The 23982-nt window shown below is 65.3% G+C and carries 19 protein-coding genes; 14 read left to right on the top strand and 5 right to left on the bottom strand.

Going from position 1 to position 23982, the window contains the following annotated elements; genetic code table 11:
* The first annotated feature begins 181 nt into the window (after nucleotides 1–181).
* Nucleotides 182–838: a hypothetical protein gene (locus GCN75_RS12565; protein WP_152282823.1), complete on the top strand. Its 657-nt coding sequence runs from the start codon at nucleotides 182–184 to the stop codon at nucleotides 836–838.
* 52 nt (nucleotides 839–890) lie between these two features.
* Here GCN75_RS12565 and argH read toward each other — a convergent pair whose 3' ends face one another.
* Nucleotides 891–2288, bottom strand: a complete 1398-nt coding sequence (gene argH / locus GCN75_RS12560; RefSeq protein ID WP_152255071.1) for an argininosuccinate lyase — start codon at nucleotides 2286–2288, stop codon at nucleotides 891–893.
* Between the two features lie 265 nt (nucleotides 2289–2553).
* Here argH and GCN75_RS12555 point away from each other — a divergent pair, with 265 nt between their 5' ends.
* The 3 genes from GCN75_RS12555 (at nucleotide 2554) to GCN75_RS12545 (ending at nucleotide 4659) form a co-directional block, all read left to right on the top strand.
* Nucleotides 2554–2751: a hypothetical protein gene (locus tag GCN75_RS12555; protein ID WP_152255072.1), complete on the top strand. Its 198-nt coding sequence runs from the start codon at nucleotides 2554–2556 to the stop codon at nucleotides 2749–2751.
* 135 nt (nucleotides 2752–2886) lie between these two features.
* Nucleotides 2887–3312 (top strand): GNAT family N-acetyltransferase, encoded by a 426-nt coding sequence (locus GCN75_RS12550; RefSeq protein WP_152282822.1) that lies wholly within the window; start codon nucleotides 2887–2889, stop codon nucleotides 3310–3312.
* An 81-nt stretch (nucleotides 3313–3393) separates the two neighbouring features.
* Entirely contained in the window at nucleotides 3394–4659 is a 1266-nt protein-coding gene (locus GCN75_RS12545; RefSeq protein ID WP_152282821.1) for an alpha/beta hydrolase family protein, read from the top strand.
* Between the two features lie 32 nt (nucleotides 4660–4691).
* On the opposite strand, the gene GCN75_RS12540 is transcribed toward GCN75_RS12545, so the two are convergent.
* Both GCN75_RS12540 and GCN75_RS12535 read right to left on the bottom strand, forming a co-directional pair.
* On the bottom strand, nucleotides 4692–6080 hold the full coding sequence (locus tag GCN75_RS12540; RefSeq protein ID WP_101482831.1) for a YfcC family protein: 1389 nt from the start codon (nucleotides 6078–6080) through the stop codon (nucleotides 4692–4694).
* Between the two features lie 18 nt (nucleotides 6081–6098).
* Nucleotides 6099–7235: a succinylglutamate desuccinylase/aspartoacylase family protein gene (locus GCN75_RS12535; protein WP_152282820.1), complete on the bottom strand. Its 1137-nt coding sequence runs from the start codon at nucleotides 7233–7235 to the stop codon at nucleotides 6099–6101.
* Between the two features lie 202 nt (nucleotides 7236–7437).
* Here GCN75_RS12535 and GCN75_RS12530 point away from each other — a divergent pair, with 202 nt between their 5' ends.
* From GCN75_RS12530 to GCN75_RS12520, 3 genes are all read left to right on the top strand, one after another.
* Nucleotides 7438–8445 (top strand): MurR/RpiR family transcriptional regulator, encoded by a 1008-nt coding sequence (locus GCN75_RS12530; RefSeq protein WP_152282819.1) that lies wholly within the window; start codon nucleotides 7438–7440, stop codon nucleotides 8443–8445.
* A gap of 33 nt (nucleotides 8446–8478) precedes the next feature.
* The gene (locus tag GCN75_RS12525) at nucleotides 8479–11268 is read left to right on the top strand and encodes a TonB-dependent receptor (protein ID WP_152282818.1); all 2790 of its coding nucleotides are present in this window, start codon (nucleotides 8479–8481) and stop codon (nucleotides 11266–11268) included.
* A gap of 145 nt (nucleotides 11269–11413) precedes the next feature.
* The gene (locus GCN75_RS12520) at nucleotides 11414–12667 is read left to right on the top strand and encodes a cyanophycinase (protein ID WP_152255079.1); all 1254 of its coding nucleotides are present in this window, start codon (nucleotides 11414–11416) and stop codon (nucleotides 12665–12667) included.
* Here the strand turns inward: GCN75_RS12520 and GCN75_RS12515 are convergent.
* Together GCN75_RS12515 and GCN75_RS12510 are read right to left on the bottom strand one after the other, a co-directional pair.
* Nucleotides 12658–13860, bottom strand: a complete 1203-nt coding sequence (locus GCN75_RS12515) for a DUF418 domain-containing protein (protein WP_193317483.1) — start codon at nucleotides 13858–13860, stop codon at nucleotides 12658–12660. The genes GCN75_RS12520 and GCN75_RS12515 overlap by 10 nt on opposite strands.
* A gap of 8 nt (nucleotides 13861–13868) precedes the next feature.
* Nucleotides 13869–14471 (bottom strand): TetR/AcrR family transcriptional regulator, encoded by a 603-nt coding sequence (locus GCN75_RS12510; RefSeq protein ID WP_152282816.1) that lies wholly within the window; start codon nucleotides 14469–14471, stop codon nucleotides 13869–13871.
* A 214-nt stretch (nucleotides 14472–14685) separates the two neighbouring features.
* Between GCN75_RS12510 and GCN75_RS12505 the strand changes: the two genes are divergently transcribed.
* From GCN75_RS12505 to GCN75_RS12475, 7 genes are all read left to right on the top strand, one after another.
* Nucleotides 14686–16128: an IgA Peptidase M64 gene (locus tag GCN75_RS12505; RefSeq protein ID WP_152282815.1), complete on the top strand. Its 1443-nt coding sequence runs from the start codon at nucleotides 14686–14688 to the stop codon at nucleotides 16126–16128.
* A 431-nt stretch (nucleotides 16129–16559) separates the two neighbouring features.
* Complete coding sequence (locus tag GCN75_RS12500) at nucleotides 16560–16745, top strand: hypothetical protein (protein WP_152282814.1); 186 nt, start codon at nucleotides 16560–16562, stop codon at nucleotides 16743–16745.
* Nucleotides 16742–17527 carry an enoyl-ACP reductase FabI gene (gene fabI, locus GCN75_RS12495; RefSeq protein ID WP_152282813.1) on the top strand — a complete coding sequence of 262 codons (786 nt, stop codon included), beginning with the start codon at nucleotides 16742–16744 and terminating at the stop codon, nucleotides 17525–17527. Before GCN75_RS12500 ends, fabI begins: the two co-directional genes overlap by 4 nt.
* A gap of 10 nt (nucleotides 17528–17537) precedes the next feature.
* Nucleotides 17538–18983, top strand: a complete 1446-nt coding sequence (locus GCN75_RS12490) for an efflux transporter outer membrane subunit (RefSeq protein WP_405002808.1) — start codon at nucleotides 17538–17540, stop codon at nucleotides 18981–18983.
* Between the two features lie 17 nt (nucleotides 18984–19000).
* Complete coding sequence (locus tag GCN75_RS12485) at nucleotides 19001–20074, top strand: HlyD family secretion protein (RefSeq protein ID WP_152282811.1); 1074 nt, start codon at nucleotides 19001–19003, stop codon at nucleotides 20072–20074.
* A complete protein-coding gene (rbbA, locus tag GCN75_RS12480) occupies nucleotides 20071–22818 on the top strand; it encodes a ribosome-associated ATPase/putative transporter RbbA (protein WP_152282810.1) in 2748 nt (915 codons plus the stop codon). Before GCN75_RS12485 ends, rbbA begins: the two co-directional genes overlap by 4 nt.
* A 1-nt stretch (nucleotide 22819) precedes the next feature.
* Nucleotides 22820–23944 (top strand): ABC transporter permease, encoded by a 1125-nt coding sequence (locus GCN75_RS12475; protein ID WP_152282809.1) that lies wholly within the window; start codon nucleotides 22820–22822, stop codon nucleotides 23942–23944.
* The last annotated feature ends 38 nt before the right edge of the window (nucleotides 23945–23982 follow it).

Raw genomic sequence — 23982 nt, 5'->3', positions numbered from 1 at the left:
GCGGCATTCATGCTGCATCCGCCTTCCTAGCCGCCGCTACCTGGCTCTTCCCCCGCGAGGGGGTTCTTCTCAGCGAGTCCGACCGCGCCGCCCGGCGCGGCCGCTGGCGCAGTGCATCCTTTTTTTCAGGAAGGGTTGCCGGCTCCTGGTGCGTGCACCGGAATCACCGGCCCGAAGAACTATGCTTTCGATAGCGACCAAAGTGGAACAGATCGTGATGGAGTCGGCCTTTCTCAGCGAGGGACTGGGCCGGGGCCTGCTTAACCTGTCGGAGCTGGCGCGCCAGCTGCAGCCGCAGTTGCAGACGGACCTATGGAAGCCCGTGGGCCAGGCGGCCGTGGTGATGGCGCTGCGCCGCCTGGCCGAGCGGATGCCGCAGCAGAAAAGCCGCGAGATCGTGCTGGCGCACCGCGCGGGCGAACTGTCCACGCGCAGCGAATTGATGATTTTTACCTACCGCTATTCCGACCAGACCTACGCCTGCCAGCGCCAGTTGCTGGCGCTGGCCGCCCCCCAGCGCGGCACGTTCATTACGGTGACGCGCGGCGTCAACGAGGTGATGGTGATCTGCAGCCGCTCGCTGCATGCGCTGGTGGAGGAGGTCTTCGGCGCAGAGCAGGAACTGGCGCGCCTGGAGCGGGTCACGGCCGTGACCTTGCACCTGGCACCCGAAACCTGCTACACGCCAGGCGTGTATCACGCCATCCTCAAGCGCCTGGCGTGGGAGCGCATCAACCTGATCAACATCATCTGCACCTACACGGAGCTGACCTTGCTGCTGGAAGCATCGCAGACGGGGGCGGCGTTTTCCGTGCTGTCGAAAATCGTCGCGCAATGAAAAACGCCCCGCTGCAGCGATGCAGCGGGGCGTGGACAGGCGCAGGCGCCGTTTATTTTTCCAGCTGCGTGCGTACGCGGGCAATCGCGGCGCGCACCTGGCGCGGCGCCGTGCCGCCCACGTGGTCGCGTGCGGCCACGGAGCCTTCCAGGGTCAGCACTTCGAACACGTCTTCGTCCGTCAGGGGCGAGAAGGCGCGCAGCTGCTCCAGCGACAGGTCGGCCAGGTCGCAACCGGCGTCGACGCAGGCGCGCACGGCCAGGGCCACCGCTTCATGCGCGTCGCGGAACGGCAAGCCCTTCTTGACCAGGTAGTCGGCCAGGTCGGTCGCCGTGGCGTAGCCTTGCAGGGCTGCCGCACGCATCGCTTCCGGTTTCACCGTGATGCCGCCGGCCATGTCGGCGAAGATGCGCAGGGTGTCGATGACGGTGTCGACGGTGTCGAACAGCGGTTCCTTGTCTTCCTGGTTGTCCTTGTTGTAGGCCAGCGGCTGGCCTTTCATCAGGGTCAGCAGGCCCGTCAGGTGGCCATACACGCGGCCCGTCTTGCCACGCGCCAGTTCCGGCACGTCCGGGTTTTTCTTTTGCGGCATGATCGACGAGCCGGTGCAGAAGCGGTCGGCGATGTCGATGAAGCCGATGCGCGGGCTCATCCAGATCACCAGTTCTTCGGCCATGCGCGACACGTGCATCATCAGCACGGCGGAGGCGGCGCAGAATTCGATGGCGAAATCGCGGTCCGACACGGCGTCGAGCGAGTTGTGGCAGACGTCGTCGAAGCCCAGGGTCTTGGCCACGCGCAGGCGGTCGATGGGGAAGGTGGTGCCGGCCAGTGCGGCGGCGCCCAGCGGCAGGCGGTTGACGCGCTTGCGGCAGTCGGCCATGCGCTCGGCATCGCGGCCGAACATTTCCACGTAGGCCAGCATGTGGTGGCCAAAGGTGATCGGCTGGGCCACCTGCATGTGGGTAAAGCCCGGCATGATGGTGTCGGCATGCTGCTCGGCCAGGTCCGTCAGCGCGCTGCGGAACGTCGCCAGCAGGGCGGTGATGTCGTCGATGGCGGCACGCACGTACAGGCGGATGTCGGTTGCCACCTGGTCGTTGCGCGAACGGCCCGTGTGCAGGCGCTTGCCCGCATCGCCTACCAGCTCGGTCAGGCGTTTTTCGATATTCAGGTGGACATCTTCCAGGTCCAGCAGCCATTCGAACTGGCCGGCGGCGATTTCCTGCGAGATTTGCGCCATGCCGCGCTGGATTTCCGCGTAGTCGGCCGGGCTGATGATGGCTTGCGCATGCAGCATTTCCGCATGGGCCAGCGAACCTTCGATGTCGAACAGCGCCAGGCGCTTGTCAAAAAATACAGAAGCTGTGTAGCGCTTGACGAGGTCCGAGACCGGTTCGGAAAACCGGGCCGACCAGGCTTCGCCCTTTTTGGAGAATTGATCAGTCATGAAAGAAGTCCTTTAGTGTAGGGCGATTATAAACAAGGTTGGCCTGTGGTAGGGCTTTTAGGGGCTTGCAGGGCCCTGAAATGGCCAGGAATGGGGCTGGCACGCCTGAAATGCCACGGCGCGGGCGCCGTTGCGCGTTTCATCCGGGCTTTTTGTATTCTGTCCCGCAAATCGTGCGTTTTGTCGCAATCCGATGGTGGTTCAAGCGTGATCGGCCTACAGTTCAATCATCGCAGCACACAACCAGCCACCCAAAGGAACCATCATGAACATCGCTAAAAACATGGAAGCCATCTTCGTTGCCGTCATCGCCATCGCCGCCGCCACCAGCCTGGCTACCGCCGCCGTGCCGAAATTCCGCGCCGCGCCTGCCGCCATCGTCGCCAGCGCCGACCAGGCCACCATGCACACCGTGCACGTCAGCGCCAAGCGCCTGAGCGCCGAAGAAAAAGCCGCACTGTAAGCGCGGCCATGCAATGCAGGCAGTACCCTTCACCGGCAATCAGGACGGGCGGCGCCCCCGGTTCTTTCCTGCCCAGGTGACAGCAGCACAAAAATCGCCGATGATCGGTTTTTTCCACGACAGGCGGACAGCGTGATGCCACATTTGACGATCAGCAGCGACAAGGCGGAACTCGACGTTCCAGCCATTCACCATTTTCTCAGCACGCAATCGGCATGGGCCAGCGGCATCGCACTGGCCACCGTACAGCGCGCGATCGACCATTCGCTCTGCTTCGGCGGCACGCTGGACGGCCGCCAGGTGGCATTTGCCCGCGTGGTCAGCGACTACGCCACGTTTGCCTATCTGGTCGACGTGTATGTGCTGGAAGAGTACCGCGGCCGCGGCTACAGCAAGCGCCTGATGGAGGCCGTGATGGCACATCCCGACTTGCAGGGCTTGCGCCGCTTCATGCTGGCCACCAGCACGGCGCATGGCCTGTATGCGCGCTACGGCTTTACGGCGCCGCTCCGGCCGGAGACGCTGATGGAACGCTATTTTCCCGATCTGTACCGGCAGTGAACGGCTGGCGCGGTTTGCGCGCGGCCCCGGTCCAGCCCTGCCATTTCCATTGTGTCGATCCCCCTGACGGACCCTGACTCCATGACCTCTTCCTTTCTCTGGCCTCTCCTTGCCGTTTCGCTCACCGCGACTGGCGCACCCCTGCCGGAGGCATTCAGTCCGGCGCCTTGCGAGACGGGCATTTTCCGCCAGGACCAGACGGATTTCGTCGCCCTTACCCAAGGGGGCAAGGGATACAGCTATACCTTCAGCGACGGGACGGTCGGCAACACGCAGGATGCCGGGGCGCTGCTCGCATGCGGAAAGGACGCCGTGCTTGTCCGCGGCAAGGAGCGCTGGCCGAAAGTGGCACTGGCCGAATCGGATACGCGCTTCGCATCGGACGGCGTCATGCTCGCAGGCCGCTTGATGGAAGCGCCGGGCGCAGGCAAGGATACGCCGCTGGTCGTGTATGCCCACGGTTCCGAAGGCAGCGGCTGGATCGGCCGCGCGCGCGATCCTTACCAGATGGTGGCACGGGACGTGTCCGTTTTCGTGTACGACAAGCGGGGCACCGGCCTGTCCGAAGGTGAATATACGCAGAATTTTCCGCGCCTGGCCGATGACCTGGTGGCCGCGTCGCGCGAAGCCAGGCGGCTGGCGCAAGGCCGCTACGGCCGCTTCGGCCTGATGGGGGTAAGCCAGGGCGGCTGGATCGCGCCACTGGCGCAAGCGCGCGCCAAGGCGGACTTTCTCGGCATCGGCTATGGCCTGGCGGTCGATATCGCGGAGCAGGATGCGGCGCAGGTCGCCAAGGAATTGCGCGACCGCGGCTATGGCGACGACGTCCTCGCCAAGGCCCGGACGGTGACGGATATCACGGCAAGGCTCGTCAAGTCAGGCTACAAGGACGGCCTGGACGACTTGTCCGGGGTGCAGCAGCGATTCGGCAAGGAACCGTGGTTTGCACTCGTCAAGGGCGGCTACACGGGCGTGTTCCTGGCGATGCCCGTCGAGGACTTGCGCAAGCATGGCATACCGCAGTTCGACAAGCTCGGTGTCGACTGGTCGCAAGATCCCGTGCAGGCATTGCGCCAGGTCGCGGTGCCGCAGCTATGGGCCTTGGCGGAAGATGACCGCCAGGCGCCGCCGGCTGTCACCGTGGAGCGCCTGGCGGCGTTGCGCAGCCAGGGCCAGTCCATCTCCATCTACCTCTTCCCGCAGGCCGATCACGGCATGCGCAGCTACGATCAGGCAGCGGATGGAACGCGCAAGCCCACCACCATCACGCCAGGCTATTACGATCTGATGGCCGACTGGGCCAAGGGCCGCGTCGAGGGACCTTACGGGCGGGCGTCTCGCAAATAAAGCCGCGGCGGCCGTGCGTCGCCGCGGCTTTCCTATTGCCAGTGCATCAGGCAGGGCGGAATCAGAAGCAGCAGCGCCAGCACCAGGTAAATCAGCTGCAGCGGGATCATCCACTTGGCCCACGTAATCCAGGGCACGCGCGCCAGCGCCAGCACGCCGACGGTGATGCCGGAGGTGGGGATCATCGGCGTAGTGAATTCGCCGAACTGGAAGGCCAGGATGGCCGTCTGGCGCGTCACGCCCACCAGGTCGGCCAGCGGCGCCATGATGGGCATGGTCAGCGCAGCCTGGCCGCTGCCGGAATGGATGAAGAAGTTGATCACCGACTGCATGAAGAACATCTTTTGCGCGGCGAAGACGGGACTCGACGAGGCCACCAGGGGCGTGAGCGCATGCAGCATGGTGTCGATGATTTGCGCGTCGCGCGCCAGGATCATGGTGCCGCGCGCCAGCGCGATGACCAGTGCCACGCTGACCATGTCGCGCGCGCCCTGGACAAAGGACGCCACCAGGCTGTCCATGTCGAGCCGGCCCACCAGGCCGACGACGATGGCCATCACCAGGAACAGGGCGGCGATTTCATCGATGAACCAGTCGTACTTGACGACACCGACGACCATCGTCAGCAAGGTCGCCATGAAAATCCACAGCACGGCGCGGTGCGTGCGCGTCATGCCGGCAAAGCTGTCCAGGTCCATCGAGTGCTCGCTGCGCTTTTCGATGTCGAGCAGATAGGTCGGGCTTTTTTCCGGATGGCGCTTGATGCGGGCCGCGTACCACATCAGGAAGACGATGCTGACGGCCGTGGCGATGGCCCAGACGATCAGGCGGTAGCCGATGCCGGAAAAGATCGGCACGCCGGCGATGCCCTGCGCGATGCCGACGTTGAACGGGTTCAAAAAGGCGGCTGAAAAACCCACCTGCGAGCCGATGAAGGGAATCGACACGCCCGTGATGGTGTCATAGCCCAGGGCCAGCGCCAGCGGCACGAAGATCAGGATGAAGGGAATCGCTTCCTCGTTCATGCCGAAGGTGGCGCCGCCCAGGGAAAACATGGTGAAGAAGACGGGAATGATGGCGGCGCGCACGAAGCGCGAGCTGGTGTGGGCCTTGGCGATCGCCTTGATCAGCGAGTCGAAGGCTTCCGTCTTTTGCAGCACGGCGAAGGCGCCGCCGACGATCAGCACGAAGCCGATGATCAGGCTGGCGTCGACGAAGCCCTTGATGGGCGCCATCATCAGGGCGGCGAGTCCCTGCGGCTTGTTGTCCACGTAGTGGAACGTGCCGGGGATGATCAGCTGCTTGCCGTTGACCAGCTGCGTATCGAATTTCCCGCCTGGCACCAGCCACGTCGCCAGGGCGATCATGGCCAGGATGCCGCACAGCAGGACGAAGGTGTTGGGGAGCTTGAATTTTCTCATGGCGCTTTTTTGTGACACTTATTGGCTCAGCAGGCTGCCGCCGCGGAAGGCGACGGCGCCGGCGACCTTGCCGACGTTCATGCCGCGCAGGACGTGGCGGTGCGCGCTGCGCGCGAAGAAGACGCCGGCGACCGTGCAGCGCAAGGTCGTCGTCTCGCCGCTGACGGGATCGATCAGGTCGGCCAGCGCATCGCCGGCGGCCAGCACGTCGCCCATTTCGCGCAGGTAGACCAGCACGCCGTGATGCGGCGCGAGGATCGGTTCCACCCCGGCCAGCGGCGTCGGTGCGCATTGCGGCGCGGGCAGGTCGTCGCCGGCGCCGGCAATCTCCAGCACGCCCTCGATGGCGAGAAAGCGCAGCAGGGCGGTGGCGTCGCGTTCGGCCAGGGCGTAGCTCACTTCCACTTCGCCGCGCAATTCGATGGTGGTCGACAGGCAGGCGGCGGGGATCGGATAGCGTCCCTTGAAGTGCGCGTCGAGATCCCACCACAGGCGGCTGCAGGCTTCGTCGAACGGCTCTTCGCCGGCCGCCAGCTCCAGCAGCACGGCGCGCGCGCTCAGCAGCGCGGACAGGGGCGCGATCTGCGCCGCCAGCGGCGTGCCCGTATAGATATGCAGGGCCGCCTCGTTATCGCAATGCAGGTCGAGCACGATGTCGGCGTCGATGGCCATGCCCAGCAGGGTTTTCTTGAGTACCTCCGCATCCGTACCCGGCCGCCAGGCGGCGACGGCCTCGCGCGCATGCCGGCGTATCAGCGCCACGTTGGCTTGCGCATCCTGTCCCAGCAGGCCATCGAGCGTGGTCTTCAGTTCATCGGCCACGTGGCGGTAGGCGCGGTTGAAGTTGATGCCGGTGGTCAGGTCGAAGCGGCCGAACGGCGCGCCATGGATGGCTTGCGCCAGGCCGATCGGATTGGCGGCCGGCACCAGGATGATTTCGCCGTGGATCTTGCCCGCCGCTTCCAGCGCCAGCAGTTCGCGGCGCAGGAATTGCGACACCAGCATGCCCGGCACCTCGTCCGCGTGCAGCGCCGCCTGGATGTACACCTTCTTGCCGCTGCGGCTGGCGGCAGCCGTGCCGCCGAAGTGAAAACTGCTCAATTGGCAGGACACGCTGGCGTGCGCGGTGGAGATGGGATGCTGTTGTACTTGCATGGTGAATTCGCCCCAAAACGGGGCGCGGTTGATGGATTTCGGTCGATTATGTAGCATTATTTTCACGAAGTAAATCAATGAAAATCCTTTTACAAATATTTGTTGAGTTTTCTTTTTGATATGAGTACAGTAAGTTTCAGCGACCCGATTTCGCCTTTCCGCCATTCATCCGCAGTATCCAAGAACACAGGCCGCCAGTGATATGAAAGCATCCGCCAGTCCTGCCAGAAGCAGCGCCCGCACGCCACCTGCCGCCGCGCTGTCGTCGCCCGATGCCGCCTTCGCGCAGTCTCCGCTGGGACAGGCGCTGATGCACGTGCTGGCCGGCGGTTCGGCTTCGCAGCGGCAGATCGCCGACTACCTGCTGCGCAACCAGATGCGCGTCATTGCGCTGGGCATCGAGGAATTGGCCGACAACTGCCAGGTGTCGACGGCCACCATCAGCCGCTTCGCGCGCGACATCGGCCAGAAGAATTATTCGGCCATGCGCGGCGCCATGGCCGAAACCCTGCAATCGCTGCTGCAGCCCGTCGACAAGCTGCGCCATACGATAGAGCGGCGCGCGCGCGCCACCTCGCCCGTCACGGAAAGCCTGGAATATGCGGCCGCGAACATCGCCGCCACGTCTGCCGCCCTGTCGCTGCCCGACATGCACGCTGTGGTGCGGCGCCTGACGCGCGCCAAGGTGGTGTATGTGATGGGTTTTGGCCTGTCGGCCAACCTGGCCGGCATGCTGGTGCAGCATCTGCAGCCGTTTTGCCCGCATGTGGTGGAAGTGGTGGGCATCGGCGGCTCGGAAGTGGCGGCCGGGCACCTGGTCAACCTGACGGCGCAGGACGTGCTGGTGGTGATTTCGTTTCCCCGCTATACGCTCGATTGCATCGGCCTGGCCAGCTTCGCGCGCGACCGCGGCGCCTGCATCGTGGCGCTCACCGATTCGCCCGCCTCGCCGCTGGCCGAGCTGGCCGAGCATGCGCTATTTGCGCAAAGCACGCATCCCGTCCTGCCCAGCAGCGCCAGCACGGCGCTGGCCATGATCGAGGCGCTGGCCGTGGCGCTGATGGTGTCGAACAAGGACAACGTCGACAAGGCAGCACGCCTGAGCGAAGTGATCGCCGCCTACCTGTATGGCGGCGAGCATGGGGTGCAGGTTCCCAGGAAAACAGCAGCACAGCAGCGCAAGGCAGTCCATAAAAAGCAGTCATTATAAAAATCAGGGTCAATACCATTGGGGAGAGTTGGAATGCATAAGGAAAAACTACAGGGCGGGCCTGCACTGCCACGTGAAGCGGCACTGGCACATGCCGTGCGCCTGGCGCTGGGCGCCTTGAGCGTGACGGCGGCGCTGGGCATGCTGGGCAATGGCGCGCTGGCACAGGAGCAGGATGGCGAACCTGCCGCGAAAAAAATGCAGCGTGTGGAAATCACGGGGTCGGCCATCAAGCGCCTGGAATCGGAGACGGCGCTGCCGGTGCAGGTCATCACGCGCGCCGATATCGAAAAGGCGGGCGTGACCACGGCGGCCGAGCTGATGGCCCGCGTGTCGGCCAACGTGGGCGGCCTGACCGATGGCGCCAGCATCAATATCGGCGGCGACCAGCGCGGCTTCAACAGCGCCAACCTGCGCGGTGTCGGCACGTCGTCCACGCTGGTGCTGCTCAATGGCCGGCGCATGGCCAACTTTGCCTCGCCCGGCGACGATGCGGGCGTGGACCTGAACAACATCCCCGCCGCCGCGCTGCAGCGCGTGGAAGTGCTGCTCGACGGTGCCTCGGCCCTGTACGGCACGGACGCCATCGGCGGCGTCATTAATTTTATTACGCGCAAGGATTACCAGGGCGTGGAGCTGAATGCGTATGGCAGCGGCACGCAGGAAGGCGGCGCCGGCAAGCGCACGGCCAGCATCACGGCCGGCACGGGCGACCTGGCCACGGATGGCTACAATATCTTTGCCGTGGTCGACCTGCAAAAAACCGACCGCCTCAGCTCTTCGCAGCGCAAGTTCATTCCGAACCTCCAGGTGCCGCAGCGCCTCGGGCACTTGCTGTCCAGTTTTACCAGTCCGGCGAATATCCGCCTCAGCGGCGCCCAGCGCACGCATTTGCAGGACAACGATTTCCTGCTCAACGGGCAGCCGATCAGCAACCGCCAGATCAATTTTTCGATCCCGAACTGCGCGCCGCCGGCCAATCTGTACCTGCCGGCGGGCACGGGCGGCGTCGATGCCTGTACCTATGATTACATGGGCGACACGGAGCTGTATCCGAAGACGGACAAGCAGAACCTGCTCACGCGCGGCGTGCTGAAACTGAATAACGACCACCAGCTGTATGCGGAAGTGGCGCTGAGCCGCTCGCGCAGCTATTACGTGGGCTCGTCGGCACGCGTCATCGGTTATCTCGATTACAGCAAGGTGCCGCAGCTGGCCAATGCCGGTTTCGATACGGCGCTCGACGAGGATGGCGAACCGGTGGGACGCGAACTGGAACTGCGCATGCGCCTGAACGAGGCGGGCATGCGCACCAGCGAGTTGACCAGCGAAAGCCAGCGCTTCGTCGTGGGCGCCACCGGCACGCTGGCCGGCTGGGACTATGACGTGGGCTTGAACCACAGCGTCAACGTGGTCAAGGACCGCGACACGCATGGCTATGTCCTGTACGACAAGCTGTTGGAGGGCATCGCCGATGGCCGCATCAATCCCTTTGGCCCGTCCAGCGCGGAAGGCAAGGCGCTGCTCGACAGCATCCAGGTCAATGACGAGGTGCGCCATGCGCGCGGCACCATGGACTCGCTCGATTTCAAGGCATCGCGCGCGCTGATGGCGCTGGGCGGCGGCGACATGGCGCTGGCCGTGGGCGGCGAGGTGCGGCGCGAGCGCACGGAATTCCGTCCCTCGGCGTTGCTGATGAGCGACAACATCAACAACGACGCGGCGCCGGAAGGCGGCGTGGCCACCAGCGACAGCCGCAACGTGCAAGCCATCTACAGCGAACTGCTGCTGCCGTTTACCAAACAGTGGCAGGCGCAGCTATCGGGCCGCTATGACCATTACCAGCAGGTAGGCGGCGCCCTCAGTCCGAAGATCGGCCTGACCTACATGCCCAGCAAGCAGGTGCTGATGCGCGCCTCGGCCGGCAAGGGCTTCCGCGCTCCGTCGATGTCGGACCTGCACCGGCCCACGGCCTACAGCAGCACGTCGACCCTGCCCGATCCCGTGTATTGCGCGAGCGAGAACAACGATTACTCCGTCTGCGCCGATAACTGGGATACGCGCCGCTACAGCAACGACAAGCTGAAACCGGAGCGCAGCCGCCAGTTCACGGCCGGCCTGGTGCTCGAGCCGAGCCAGCACTGGACCTTCAGCTTCGATTACTGGAACATCAAGCGCACGGACCTGATCAGCGAAATCGGCGACGACATCATCCTGGGCAATCTGGGCAAGTACGGCGACCTCGTACATCGCAACGCTGACAATGAAATCGACTACATCGAGCTGCGCAAGGAAAACCGCGGCGCGCAAAAAGCATCGGGCATCGATATCACGGCCGACCTGCATGGCGTCAGGACGGCATGGGGACGTTTCGGCGGGCACCTGAGCGGCACGTACGTGCTCGATTCGAAAATCCAGACCAGCCCTGGCGACGATTTCATCAGCAACCTGAATACCTTTGTCACGGACGGCGTGGTGCAGCGCTGGCGCCACACGATCACCGTGGACTGGGACCACGGCCCGTATTCGGCCAGCCTGTCGAACACGTATTCGAGCGGCTACCAGGACCAGAATTCGGCCATCAACACGGATAACGGCAGCGTGGTGGCGGCCAACCGCGTGAAGGCGTATTCGATCTGGGACATGTCGGGCGCGTATGCCGTCAGCAAGCAGTTCAAGCTGCGCGCGGGCATACAGAATCTGTTCAATACCAGTCCGCCGTACTCGAACCAGGCGTACTATTTCCTGTCCGGCTACGACCCGACGTATACGGACCCGCGCGGCCGGCGCTTCTATGCCAGCGCCAATTACAGCTTCAAATAGGGCGGAAAAACTGGAGCTGCCGCAATACCGCTGTCACACGCAGCGGGTAGTATCGTAGTTCGATGGGGTTGGGTTGCAAGCAGCAGTATTGGCAGCAAGGGCGCGCGTCCGGCGCGCGCCCCTTTCTTTGCATTCGAAAGGCACCATGAAATCATCTTCAAGCCTGTATCACACATTCCGCGCCGCGCTGCTGTTCGCGCTGGCACTGTGCAGCGTCCATGCCGTGGCGGCACCTGGCGGCAGTGCCATCGGCAGCGCGCCGCAGGGCACGCTCGTCATCATCGGCGGCGGCCTGCGCGCCGACAATGCCGAAGTCTGGCAGCGCATCGTCAAGTTGTCGGGCGGGCCGGGCGCACGTATCGCCGTGCTGGCTTCGGCCGCGATGAACCCGGAAAAATCGGGTGAAAGCATCATCAAAAAACTCAATCAATACGGCGCCGAAGCCTTTTTCGTGCCGCTGGCCGTCAAGCTGCCCAACCGCGATTACCGCAAGGCAGCCGAAGACCCGGCCATCGTCACGCAGATCAAGTCGGCCACCGGCATCTATTTTGCGGGCGGCGACCAGGGGCGCATCACGCAAGCCCTGCTGCGCCCGGACGGCAGCCGCACGGCCGCGCTGGAAGCCATCTGGTCGGTCTACCGCAACGGCGGCGTGATTGCCGGTTCCAGCGCCGGCGCGGCCATCATGAGCACCACCATGTTTTACGACGCCAAACCCGTGCTCGACATGCTCAAGATGGGCGTGACGGACGGCCGCGAGATCGCGCCCGGACTGGGCTTCATCGGCAGCGACGTTTTCGTGGACCAGCATCTGCTGGTGCGCGGGCGCTTTGCGCGCATGATTCCCGTGATGCTGAAAAAAGGCTATCACCTGGGCCTGGGCATCGATGAAAACAGCGCCATGGTGGTCGACGCCATGCGCGACGTGGAAGTCATCGGCTATAGCGGCGCCCTGCTGATCGACCTGTCGGGCGCCATCAGCGACCGCGGCGTGAAAAATTTCAACATCAGCAATGCGGCCATCAGCTACCTGGACCGGGGAGACAAATTCAACCTCGTCACGCGCGTGTTTACGCCGTCGCCGGACAAGGCCGACAACAAGCTCGATCCGAACCAGCCCGACATGCGCGAACCCGTTTTCACCAATGACATCCTCGGCAACAACGCCGTGCTGGACCTGATGGGCAACCTGATCGACAACGCCCAGCAGGAAGCCATCGGCATCGCCTTCGGCAATCCGCGCGACCCGTATCCGGACCTGGGCTTCGAGTTCCGCTTCAGTAAGACCGTCAACAGCGTCGGCTACAGCTCGACCGAGGCGGAAGCGTATTCGGTGCTGAAACTGCGCCTCGACATCCGTCCCATCCAGCTGCGCCAGCCGCTGTACCGCTACAAATAGCCGGCGCCGGCGCGCCGCCAGCGGGGCCACGCCGCAATCGTCAGGGCCCTGAGCAGCCACTCGACGGGGCCATACGCGTGGCGGCGCAGCCACCAGCGGCTCAACGGCAACTGCAGGCCGAAGATGATGGCGGCCAGCGCCAGCGCGCCCAGCGGCGATACGCTGCCCATCAGCCGCGCGCCATACGCGAGGAACAGCCAGGCGCAGACGGCCGACTGCAGCAGGTAGTTCGACAGGGCCATGCGGCCCGTGTCGGCCAGCAGCGCAAACAGCGTGCCGTCGCGCAGGCGTTCGAACAGGGCCAGCGCCAGCGCCAGGTAGGCGCCCGCCAGCAGCGGCGCGCTGGCCAGTCCCACGGCGAGCCCCGCCACCTGCCATGCCTGGCTGTCGCCATACACGGAAGTCCACGCATAGATGGCGGCACCGGGCAGGCCGGCCACTGCGCCGGCCTGCAGCAGGCGCCGGCGCAGCGGCAGGTAATCGCTTGCGTGCAGCAGCATCTCGCGCTTGCCGGCGGCCAGGCCGCACAGGAACATGGCCAGCGCACAGGGTGCCTGCACCAGCAGCAGGACGATCCAGATTTCACTCAGTTCGCGCAGGTGCTGATTGACGACGGCGGCCGGCGTGGCATGGTAGGCAGCCAGGGCGGCGGCCGCTTTCCGCGCCATCGCCACGGCATTGTCCGCGGCGTCGCCCGCAGGCTGCAGACTTTGCAGCCACGCCATGCAGGACCAGAACGCCACGCAGGCGGCGACGAGGAGACAGGCCAGGGCCAGGGCGGGCCGCTCGCCGCAGCGGTGCAGCGCCAGCAGCACGATGCCCAGCACGGCATAGGTGGTGAGTATGTCGCCATGAAACAGGAACACCGCATGCAGGGCGCCGATCAGCCACAGGCCAGCCTGCCGGCGCAGCATGCGCGGCACGAACGGCGCGTCGGCCCGTGCGGCCGCCTGCATCTGCAAGGTGAAGCTGTAGCCGAACAGGAAGGAAAACAGCAGATAGAACTTGGTCTCGAACAGCAGCGCGACGAGGAAGTGCGTGGCGCGGTCCACGCTGCCGTGAAAGGCCGGATCGGTCAATCCCAGGCCGAACCACGGCGTGGCGAAGGCGCCGATGTTGACGACCAAAATGCCGAACAGGGCGCAGCCGCGCAGGGCGTCGACGTCGGCGATGCGCGTGGGCGGGCTTGGCATGGCGGCCTTCATGCGAGGGCAGGGCGCAGGAAGCGCGCCAGCAGCAGGTGCAGGCTGGCGCGCTGCGCCAGCGGTGCGTAATGGGGATCGACGGCGACCCGGTTGAAGATGCCGTCGATCAGCGCCGCGAGCCAGCTGGCCGTCTGCGCGGGGTCGAGCGCGGCGTCGACCTGGCCTTGCGCGGCCGCGCTTTCCAGCAGCGCCTGCACGCCCGCGCGCAGCACGCCATCGTTGCGGGCAACCCTGGCCGCGATATCCGCGTCGCGCATCGCCTCGGCCGCTATTTCCAGGGCCAGTCCCGCAAAGTCCCCGTCGGCCGCCAGTGCCAGCACCAGGTCCATGAAGTCGAGCAGCGCGCCATGGGGATCTGCGCTGCCTTGCACGCCGGCGAAGTAGGCGGCCGTTTCGCTGCCTTCCTGGTCGACGATGGCGGCGATGATGGCTTGCTTGGTAGGGAAGTAGTGAAACAGGTTGCCGGGACTCATGCCGGCTTGCGCGCAGATGGCGGCCGTGCTGGTCTGGTGAAAACCCTTGCGGGCAAAGCACTGGCGCGCCGCCGCAAGAATGGCGTCGCGGCGTGCCGCGTGTTTGTCGGGATCGATGGTGCGCATGCGGTGTGCTTTCCTTTTAATTAATCGACTAGTCAGTCTAATATAATCGGAGCGGACGACATGGTCAAGCGCATCGCGCGCAATGGGTGCTTTGCACGCTTCCTTCCTGTCGCTACAATGTGCCGCAGCGGTTTTTCCCGCGCCTGCCGGCAGGCCCGCTGATTGTTTGGAAAACCGTTCCCTTCACCTGTTTTTCTACCGTTTTAGGAATGACATGCAGCAGACCCCGATCCGATCCTTCCTATGCGCGCTGGCGCTGGCCGCCGGCATGCTTCCTGTCGCGCACGCTGCCGGTGCGCCGCAGCCAGCTACCATGCGCCTCGATTACCAGCACAGCGGCAATGCGCTGGGCGAACATTATGCGGTCGAGCGCGTGCTGGTCGAACCGCTGCCATGGGCGGGCAACATGGCGCGTACCATCGACGACAGCAACCGCGGCAACAACATGCTGGAAGTGGTCGATATCAAGTCGGGCAAGGTGCTGTATTCGCGCGGCTTTTCCACCATCTTCGGCGAGTGGGCCAGCACCGATGAAGCGAAGACCACGACGCGGGCCTTCCAGGAATCCGTGCGCTTCCCGCAGCCCGAGCAGCCCGTGCGCGTGCGCATCCTCAAGCGCGACGAGCGCGGCCTGTTTTCCATCGTGTGGAGCACCGATGTCGACCCGGCCGCGCAGGACGTGATCCGCAAGCAGCCGCCGGCCCCCGTCAAGCCGATCCCGATCCGCATCAGCGGGCCATCGCCCGACAAGGTCGACCTGCTGATCATGGGCGACGGCTACACGGCCGCCGAAATGGGCAAGTTCGAAGCGACGGCGCGCAAACTGGCCGAGCACCTGTTTACCGTCTCGCCGTTCCGCGAGCGGGCCAATGACTTCAACGTGTGGGCCATGGCCGCGCCGACGCAGGAGTCGGGCGTGTCGCGTCCATCGACGGGCGTGCACCATGCCTCGCCGCTGGGCACGCGCTACGATATCTTCGGCAGCGAGCGTTATGTGCTGACCACGGACAACCGCGCCCTGCGCGACCTGGCGCAATATGCGCCGTACGAATTCATCGAGATCCTCGTCAACAACGATACCTATGGCGGCGGCGGCATCTTCGGCCAGTTCAGCACGGCGGCGGCCAACAACGACTGGGCCAATTACCTGTTCGTGCATGAATTCGGCCACCATTTCGCCGGCCTGGCCGACGAGTACTACACGTCGCCCGTCGCCTATCAGTCGAATGGCGAGCGGCAGGAACCGTGGGAGCCGAACGCCACGGCGCTGCGCGATCCTGCCAGGCTGAAATGGAAAAGCCACGTGAAGGCCGGCACGCCGCTGCCCACGCCGTGGCCCAAGGAAGCGTACGACAGCCATGCGCGCGAGTACCAGAAGCAGCGCGCGGCCCTGCGCGCTGCCAACCGCCCGGAAAGCGAGATGAGCGACTTGTTCAAGGCCGACCTGGCGTACACGCAGCAGCTGTTCTTGAAGGCGCCGCAGCGCCATGCCGTGGGCGCCTTCGAAGGCGCGAACTACGAGTCGTCCGGCTACTACCGGCCCGAGATGCAGTGCATCATGTTCGACCGCAGCGAGACGTTCTGCTCCGTCTGCCAAGATGGCATCAGCACCATCATCGACCTGTATTCGCGTTCCGCCCCGGGGCCAGGCAAATAATGGCCTCCATGCCATTCCTGTAATTCATGGTGGGCCATGTTGCATTGCAATAGCATGGCCCCCATTTTTGCCTTTTTCCGCCGTTCCCCCGCCGCCGCCGCGCATCTGCACTGGTTTTGCAGGCCATACCACTTGTCGTTTGCCGCCCCCATTTTCTTCCCGTCAGCCCGATACAGTTATCAAATAGCTACGGCGATTCGATTGCTTACAATTTGTTTCATTTAAATAATATTGATGTAGAATTTGATGTACATCAATGTTGCATCGCCGCAATCGCACTTATAGTTGACCTAGCTCAAAAGCGTCATGCATGCGGACCGGACTCATCACGAATTACGCATCTAAATGCTGTAGAGTAATTTTCGCCCCGTACCAGTTCCCCAACAATGCACTGGCGCGGGCCTCGAATTTCAGTGACGGAAGCCAGATTCATGAAGATGCAGATCCCCGCGCCTGACGCGTGCAGTACCCTCCATCCCCATACCCCGATTGCCTTGCCGTATGCGCGTGCCGGCGGCGTGACGCTGGCCACGTGCGCGGCCTCCGTGTGCGCCGGCGCGGTGCAATGCGTGAACGCGGCCACGCCGTGGCCCGCCCTGCGTCCGAACAAGCCATGACGGCGCCCGCGCCGCAGTTCCTGCCATTGCAGGGAAAACGGGGGCTGGTGGTGGGCATCGCCAATGGGCAGAGCATCGCCTGGGGCTGCGCCAGCGCGCTGCGCGCGGCCGGCGCCGAACTGGCCGTCACCTGGCTCAATGACAAGGCTCGCCCGCACGTGGAACCGCTGGCGCAGCAAGTACAGGCGGCCATCATGGCGCCGCTCGACGTGGCCGTGCCGGGCCAGCTCGAAGCGCTGTTCGCGCAGATCGAACGGCAGTGGGGGCGGCTCGACTTCGTCGTCCACTCCATCGCCTACGCGCCGAAGCAGGATTTGCATGGCAGGGTCACGGACAGTTCCGCCGGCGGCTTTGCGCAGGCGATGGACATTTCCTGCCACTCCTTCATGCGCATGGCGAAGCTGGCCGAACCGCTGATGCCGGACGGCGGCAGCCTGATGACCATGAGCTACCTGGGCGCGGAGGAAGTCATCGCCGACTACGGCCTGATGGGCCCCGTGAAGGCGGCGCTGGAGTCCTCCGTGCGCTACCTGGCGGCGGAACTGGGTCCGCAAGGCATCCGCGTCAACGCCATTTCGCCCGGTCCCCTGGAAACGCGGGCCGCTTCCGGCATCGCCCATTTCGACCGCCTGATGGCCGACGCCATCGAACGCTCGCCCATGCGGCGCCTGGCCACCATCGAGGACGTGGGCGCGCTGTGCGCCTTCCTCGCCGGTGACGGCGCGCGCGCCATCACGGGCGGCACCCTGTACGTCGATGGCGGCTACAACATTCTGAATTGACTGGAAGATGATGACCATGGCTGTTCCCGTTGTATTCCCACGCGCCAGGCTGGCCGCGCTGGCCGCCACGCTGGTCCTGGCCGGCTGCGCCTCGATGGCGCCGCAGTACGCACCGCCGCCGCTGCCCGTGGCGGCCCGGTATCCGGAAACCGATCCCGCCGGTGCGCAGGCTACCGACATCGCCTGGCAAGCCTACTTTGCCGACACGCGCCTGCAGGCACTGATTGCGCAGGCGCTGGCCAATAACCGCGACATCCGCATCGCCGCCCTGCGCGTGGAAGAGGCGCGCGCCGCGTATGGCATCCAGCGCGCCGAGCAGTTCCCCACCATCGCGCTGGGCGCCTCCGGCAGCCGTGCGCGTGTGCCCGGCGACCTGAGCGTGACGGGCCGTCCCATGACGAGCGCGCAGTACCAGGCAGGCTTGAACGTGAGCGCCTGGGAACTCGACTTCTGGGGCAGGGTGCGCAGCCTGAAGGACAGCGCGCTGCAAACCCTGCTGGCCAGCGACGAGGCGCGCCGCGCCGTCGGCGTGGCCCTGGTGGCGCAGGTGGCCAATGGCTACCTGGGCTTGCGCGAACTCGACGAACGGGTGGCGCTGGCGCGCGCCACGGTCGACAGCCGCGCCGAATCGCTGCGCATCTTCACGCGCCGCTTTGAGGTGGGTTCGATTTCCAAGCTGGACCTGACGCAGGTGGAAACCCTGCTCAGCCAGGCCCTGTCCCTGTCGGCCCAGCTGGAACAGGCGCGCGCCGTGCAGGCGCACGCGCTGGCCCAGCTGGTGGGCGGCCCCGTCGACCTGGCGCCGGTGGCGGGTGAGGTGCGCCGCTTCGACGACGCCAGCGTGCTGCAGCCGCTGCATGCGGGCCTGCCTTCGGCGTTACTCACGCAGCGTCCCGACCTGGTGGCGGCCGAGCACCAGCTGCGCGCCGCGCAGGCCAATATCGGCGCCGCGCGCGCCGCCTTCTTCCCGTCGATTTCGCTGACGGCGGCCTACGGCACGGCCAGCGCGGAATTGAGCGGCTTGTTCGATTCGGGCAGCGGCGCCTGGAATTTCGCGCCGCGCCTGGTGCTGCCGATCTTCGACGCGGGCCGCATCCGCGCCAATATGGACCTGGCCGAGGTGCGCCGCGACGTGGCCGTGGCCAATTACGAAAAGAGCGTGCAGGGCGCCTTCCGCGAAGTGGCCGATGCGCTGTCGAACCGGCGCTGGCTGGCGCTGCAGGTCGACATCGGCAAGACGACGTTGGCCGCGCAGAGCGAACGGGCACGCCTGGCCAAGCTGCGCTATGACAATGGCGCCGCGCCCTACCTGGAAGTGCTCGATGCGCAGCGCGACTTGCTGACGGTCGAGCAGCAGCTGGTGCAGACGCGCCGCGCGCTGCTGTCGAGCCAGGTCAGCCTGTACGCCGCCCTGGGCGGCGGCGCGCCAGCTGCCGCCACGTTCACCAATAATTAAACGCGATTGCCGATACCATGACTCCACAATTGAAGAAAAAATTTGTTCCCGCCGCGCTGCTCGTGGCTGTCCTCGTGCTGGGCTTTGTGGCCTGGAAAAAAATGCGTCCCACGGGCCCCGGCGAAGGTTTCGTTAGCGGCAATGGCCGCATTGAGGCGACCGAGATCGATGTCGCCACCAAGCTGGCCGGCCGGGTCAAGGAGATCCTCGTGCGCGAGGGCGACTTCGTCAAGGCGGGCCAGCCGCTGGCCACCATGCAGGTCGATTCGCTGACGGCCCAGCGCGACGAGGCGCGCGCGCGCCAGCAGCAGGCATCCGACGCCGTGGTGGGCGCGCAGGCGCAGGTGGCCGTGCGCGAAAGCGACAAGGCGGCCGCGCTGGCCATGGTGGCGCAGCGCGAAAGCGAACTCGATGCGGCCAGGCGCCGCCTGGCCCGCTCGGAAACCCTGTCGCAGGAGGGCGCCTCTTCGGTGCAGGAACTCGACGACGACCGCGCACGCGTGCGCAGCGTGGCCGCCGCCCTGAACGCGGCCAAGGCGCAGGTGACGGCGGCGCAGGCCGCCATCGACGCGGCCAGGGCGCAGGTGGTCGGTTCCCGTTCGGCCGTGACGGCCGCCGAGGCGACCACGGCGCGCATCGACGCCGACCTGGCCGATGGCCAGCTGGCGGCGCCGCGCGACGGCCGCGTGCAGTACCTGGTGGCGCAGCAGGGCGAAGTGCTGGCTGGCGGCGGCAAGGTGCTCAACCTGGTCGACCTGTCGGACGTCTACATGACCTTCTTCCTGCCCGAGACGGCGGCCGGCAAGGTGGCGCTGGGCGGCGAAGTGCGCATCATCCTCGACGCGGCGCCCAATTACGTGATTCCGGCAACGATCTCGTTTGTCGCGGCCAGCGCGCAGTTCACGCCGAAAACGGTGGAAACGGCCAGCGAACGGCAGAAACTGATGTTCCGCGTGAAGGCGCAGATCAGCCGCGAGCTGCTGCAAAAGCACCTGGCCCTGGTCAAGGTGGGCTTGCCCGGCGTGGCCTGGGTGCGGCTCGATGCGCAGCAGGCATGGCCCGCTGAACTGACGGCGAAGGTTCCGCAGTGAGTGCAGCGGCCACTTCCTTTGTTGTCAGCATCAAGGGCGTCAGCCAGCATTACGGCAAGACGGTGGCGCTCGACGCCATCGACCTGGACGTGCCGGCCGGCCGCATGGTGGGCTTGATCGGTCCCGATGGCGTGGGCAAATCGAGCCTGCTGTCGCTGGTGGCCGGTGCGCGCGCCGTGCAGCAAGGTACCGTCGTGGCGCTGGGCGGCGACATGCAGGATGCGCGCCACCGCGACGACGTCTGTCCGCGCATCGCCTACATGCCGCAAGGCCTGGGCAAAAACCTGTATCCGACCCTGTCGGTCGAGGAAAACCTGCAGTTTTTCGCGCGCCTGTTCGGTCACGACGCGGCCGAACGCCGGCGCCGCATCGACCAGCTGACCCGCAGCACGGGCCTGCACCCGTTCCTGGCGCGCCCGGCGGGCAAGCTGTCGGGCGGCATGAAGCAGAAGCTGGGCCTGTGCTGCGCGCTGATCCACGATCCCGACCTGCTCATTCTCGACGAGCCGACCACCGGCGTCGATCCGCTGGCGCGGGCCCAGTTCTGGGACCTGATCGCTGGCATCCGCGTGCAGCGCCCGCAGATGAGCGTGATGGTGGCCACCGCCTACATGGACGAGGCGCAGCGCTTCGATTGGCTGGTGGCCATGGATGACGGCAAGGTGCTCGACACGGGCACGCCGGCCGAGCTGCTGGCGCGCACGCACAGCGACAACCTGGAAGCGGCCTTCATCAAGCTGCTGCCCGAGGCCAAGCGCGCGGGCCACCAGCCCGTGGTGATCACGCCGCTGGACGCGGCCAGCGCGCAGGACGTGGCCATCGAGGCCAAGGACCTGACCATGCGCTTCGGCGATTTCACGGCCGTCGACCATGTGAATTTCCGCATCGGCCGCGGCGAGATTTTCGGCTTCCTCGGTTCGAACGGCTGCGGCAAGTCGACCACCATGAAGATGCTCACGGGCCTGCTGCCGGCCACGGAAGGCAAGGCCTGGCTGTTCGGCAAGGAAGTCGATTCCAACGATATCGATACGCGGCGCAGGGTCGGCTACATGTCGCAGGCGTTTTCCCTGTACAGCGAACTGACGGTGCGCCAGAACCTGGTGCTGCATGCGCGCCTGTTCCACGTGTCGCAAGGCGAGATCCCGGCCAGGATCGATGAAATGGCGCAGCGCTTCGACTTGCGCGAGGTGATGGACGACTTGCCCGACAGCCTGCCGCTGGGCATACGCCAGCGCCTGTCGCTGGCCGTGGCCATGGTGCACAAGCCGGAAATGCTGATCCTCGACGAGCCCACGTCCGGCGTCGACCCCATTGCACGCGACAATTTCTGGCGCCTGATGATCGAGCTGGCGCGGCGCGACCACGTCACCATTTTCATTTCCACCCACTTCATGAACGAGGCCGAGCGCTGCGACCGCATCTCGCTGATGCATGCGGGGAAAGTGCTTGTCAGCGATGCGCCGGCCGAACTGGTGCGCAAGAAGGGCGCGCCGTCGCTGGAAGCGGCTTTCATCGCCTACCTGGAAGAGGCGGGCGGCGGCACGGCCGCGGCGCAGGAAAGCGAGGCGCCCGTGCAGAAGGCGGCAGCGCCGGAGCCGCAGCAGGAGCATAAACGCAGCCGCTTCAGCCTGGGACGCATGCTCAGCTACATGTGGCGCGAAACCTTGGAACTGCGCCGCGATCCCGTACGCCTGACCCTGGCGCTGGGCGGCTCCGTGCTGCTGCTGTTCGTGATCGGCTTCGGCATCAGCCTGGATGTCGAAGACTTGAGCTACGCGGTGCTCGACCACGACCAGACGACCCTGAGCCAGAACTACACGAACAACCTGGCCGGCTCGCGCTACTTCGTCGAACGCCCGCCGCTGCGCGACTATGCCGATATCGACAAGCGCATGCGCAGCGGCGAACTGTCGCTGGCCATCGAGATTCCGCCCGGCTTCGCGCGCGACGTGCAGCGCGGCGCGCCGGCGCAGGTGGGCGCGTGGATCGACGGCGCCATGCCGATGCGCGCCGAAACCGTGCAGGGCTATGTGCAGGGCATGCACCAGCTGTGGCTGGCGGACCAGGCCCTGCACCGCTATGGCATCAAGATGAGCAACCCCGTCGCCATCGAGACGCGCTACCGCTACAACCCCGACGTGAAAAGCCTGCCGGCGATGGTGCCGGCCGTGATTCCCCTGCTGCTGCTGATGCTGCCGGCCATGCTGGCGGCGCTGTCCGTGGTGCGCGAAAAGGAACTCGGTTCCATCATCAATCTGTACGTGACGCCCGTCACGCGCCTGGAATTCCTGCTCGGCAAGCAGGTGCCCTACGTGCTGCTGGCCATGCTCAACTTCGTGCTCATGGCGCTGCTGGCGGTCACCGCCTTCGGCGTGCCGATCAAGGGCAGCCTGCCGACCCTGATCGGCGCCACCTTCATCTTCAATATCTGCGCCACCGGCATCGGCCTGTTTGCTTCGACCTTTACGCGCAGCCAGATCGCGGCCCTGTTCGTGACGATGATCGGCACCATGATCCCGGCCATCCAGTTTTCCGGCCTGCTCAATCCCGTCTCGTCGATGGAAGGCGTGGGCAAGGCGATCGGCCTGATGTATCCGGCCACGCACATGCTCAATATCAGCCGTGGCGTGTTCAACAAGGCGCTGGGCTTCGGCGACCTGCATGCCTCGTTCTGGCCCCTGATCGTGGCGATCCCCGTGATCCTCGGCGTGACGGTGGCGCTGCTGAAGAAACAGGAGAGCTGATATGCGGCATCTTGAAAACATCTACCGCCTGGGCGTGAAGGAAATCTGGAGCCTGATCCGCGACCCGATGATGCTGATCCTGATCCTCTACACGTTCACCTTGGCCATCTACGTGGCCGCCACGGCCAAGCCGGAAACCCTGCACATGGCCTCGATCGCCATCGTCGACGAGGATGGTTCGCCCCTGTCCGGGCGCATCGCCTCGGCCTTCTTCCCGCCGCAGTTCACGCCGCCGGCCATGATCAACCAGAGCCAGGTCGATGCGGGCCTCGATGCGGGCCAGTACACGTTCGTGCTGACGATACCGCCCAAGCTGCAGGCCGACGTGCTGGGCGGACGCCAGGCGGAGCTGCAGCTGAACGTGGACGCCACGCGCATGAGCCAGGCCTTCAGCGGCAGCGGCTACATCCAGCAGATCGTCGCCGGCGAAATATCCGAATTCGCGAAACGCTACCGGGGCGCGACGGTCTCGCCCGTGGAACTGGTGATGCGCGCGCGCTTCAATCCTTCGCTGAGCCAGGCGTGGTTTGGCTCGCTGATGGAAATCATCAACCAGGTGACGATGCTGTCGATCATCCTCACGGGCGCGGCCCTGATCCGCGAACGCGAACACGGCACCATCGAACATCTGCTGGTGATGCCCGTGACGCCGGCCGAAATCATGCTGGGCAAGGTCTGGTCGATGGGCCTGGTGGTGCTGCTGGCCGCCGCCCTGTCGCTGAACCTGGTGGTGCGCGGCATGCTGCACGTGCCCATCGAAGGCTCGATCGCGCTGTTCCTGTGCGGCGCGGCCCTGCACCTGTTTGCCACCACGTCGATGGGAATTTTCCTCGCCACCGTGGCGCGCAGCATGCCGCAGTTCGGCATGCTGCTGATTCTCGTGCTGCTGCCGCTGCAGATGCTTTCGGGCGGCAGCACGCCGCGCGAAAGCATGCCCGAGCTGGTGCAGAACATCATGCTGATCGCCCCGACCACGCATTTCGTCGAATTGAGCCAGGCGATCCTGTACCGGGGCGCCGGCATCGACGTGGTATGGAAACCGTTCCTGGCCCTGCTGGCAATCGGCACGGCCCTGTTTACCTTCGCGCTGGCGCGTTTTCGCAAGACCATCAGCCAGATGGCGTAGGCCCGGCGCCGGAATGTTCCGGCGCCTGTTTGCATGAA

It is taken from the genome of Janthinobacterium violaceinigrum, from assembly GCF_009208555.1.
Classification (GTDB): Bacteria; Pseudomonadota; Gammaproteobacteria; order Burkholderiales; family Burkholderiaceae_D; genus Janthinobacterium; species Janthinobacterium violaceinigrum.
Note: the sequence above shows the minus strand (reverse complement) of the source record. Positions and strands in the feature narration are given on the sequence as shown.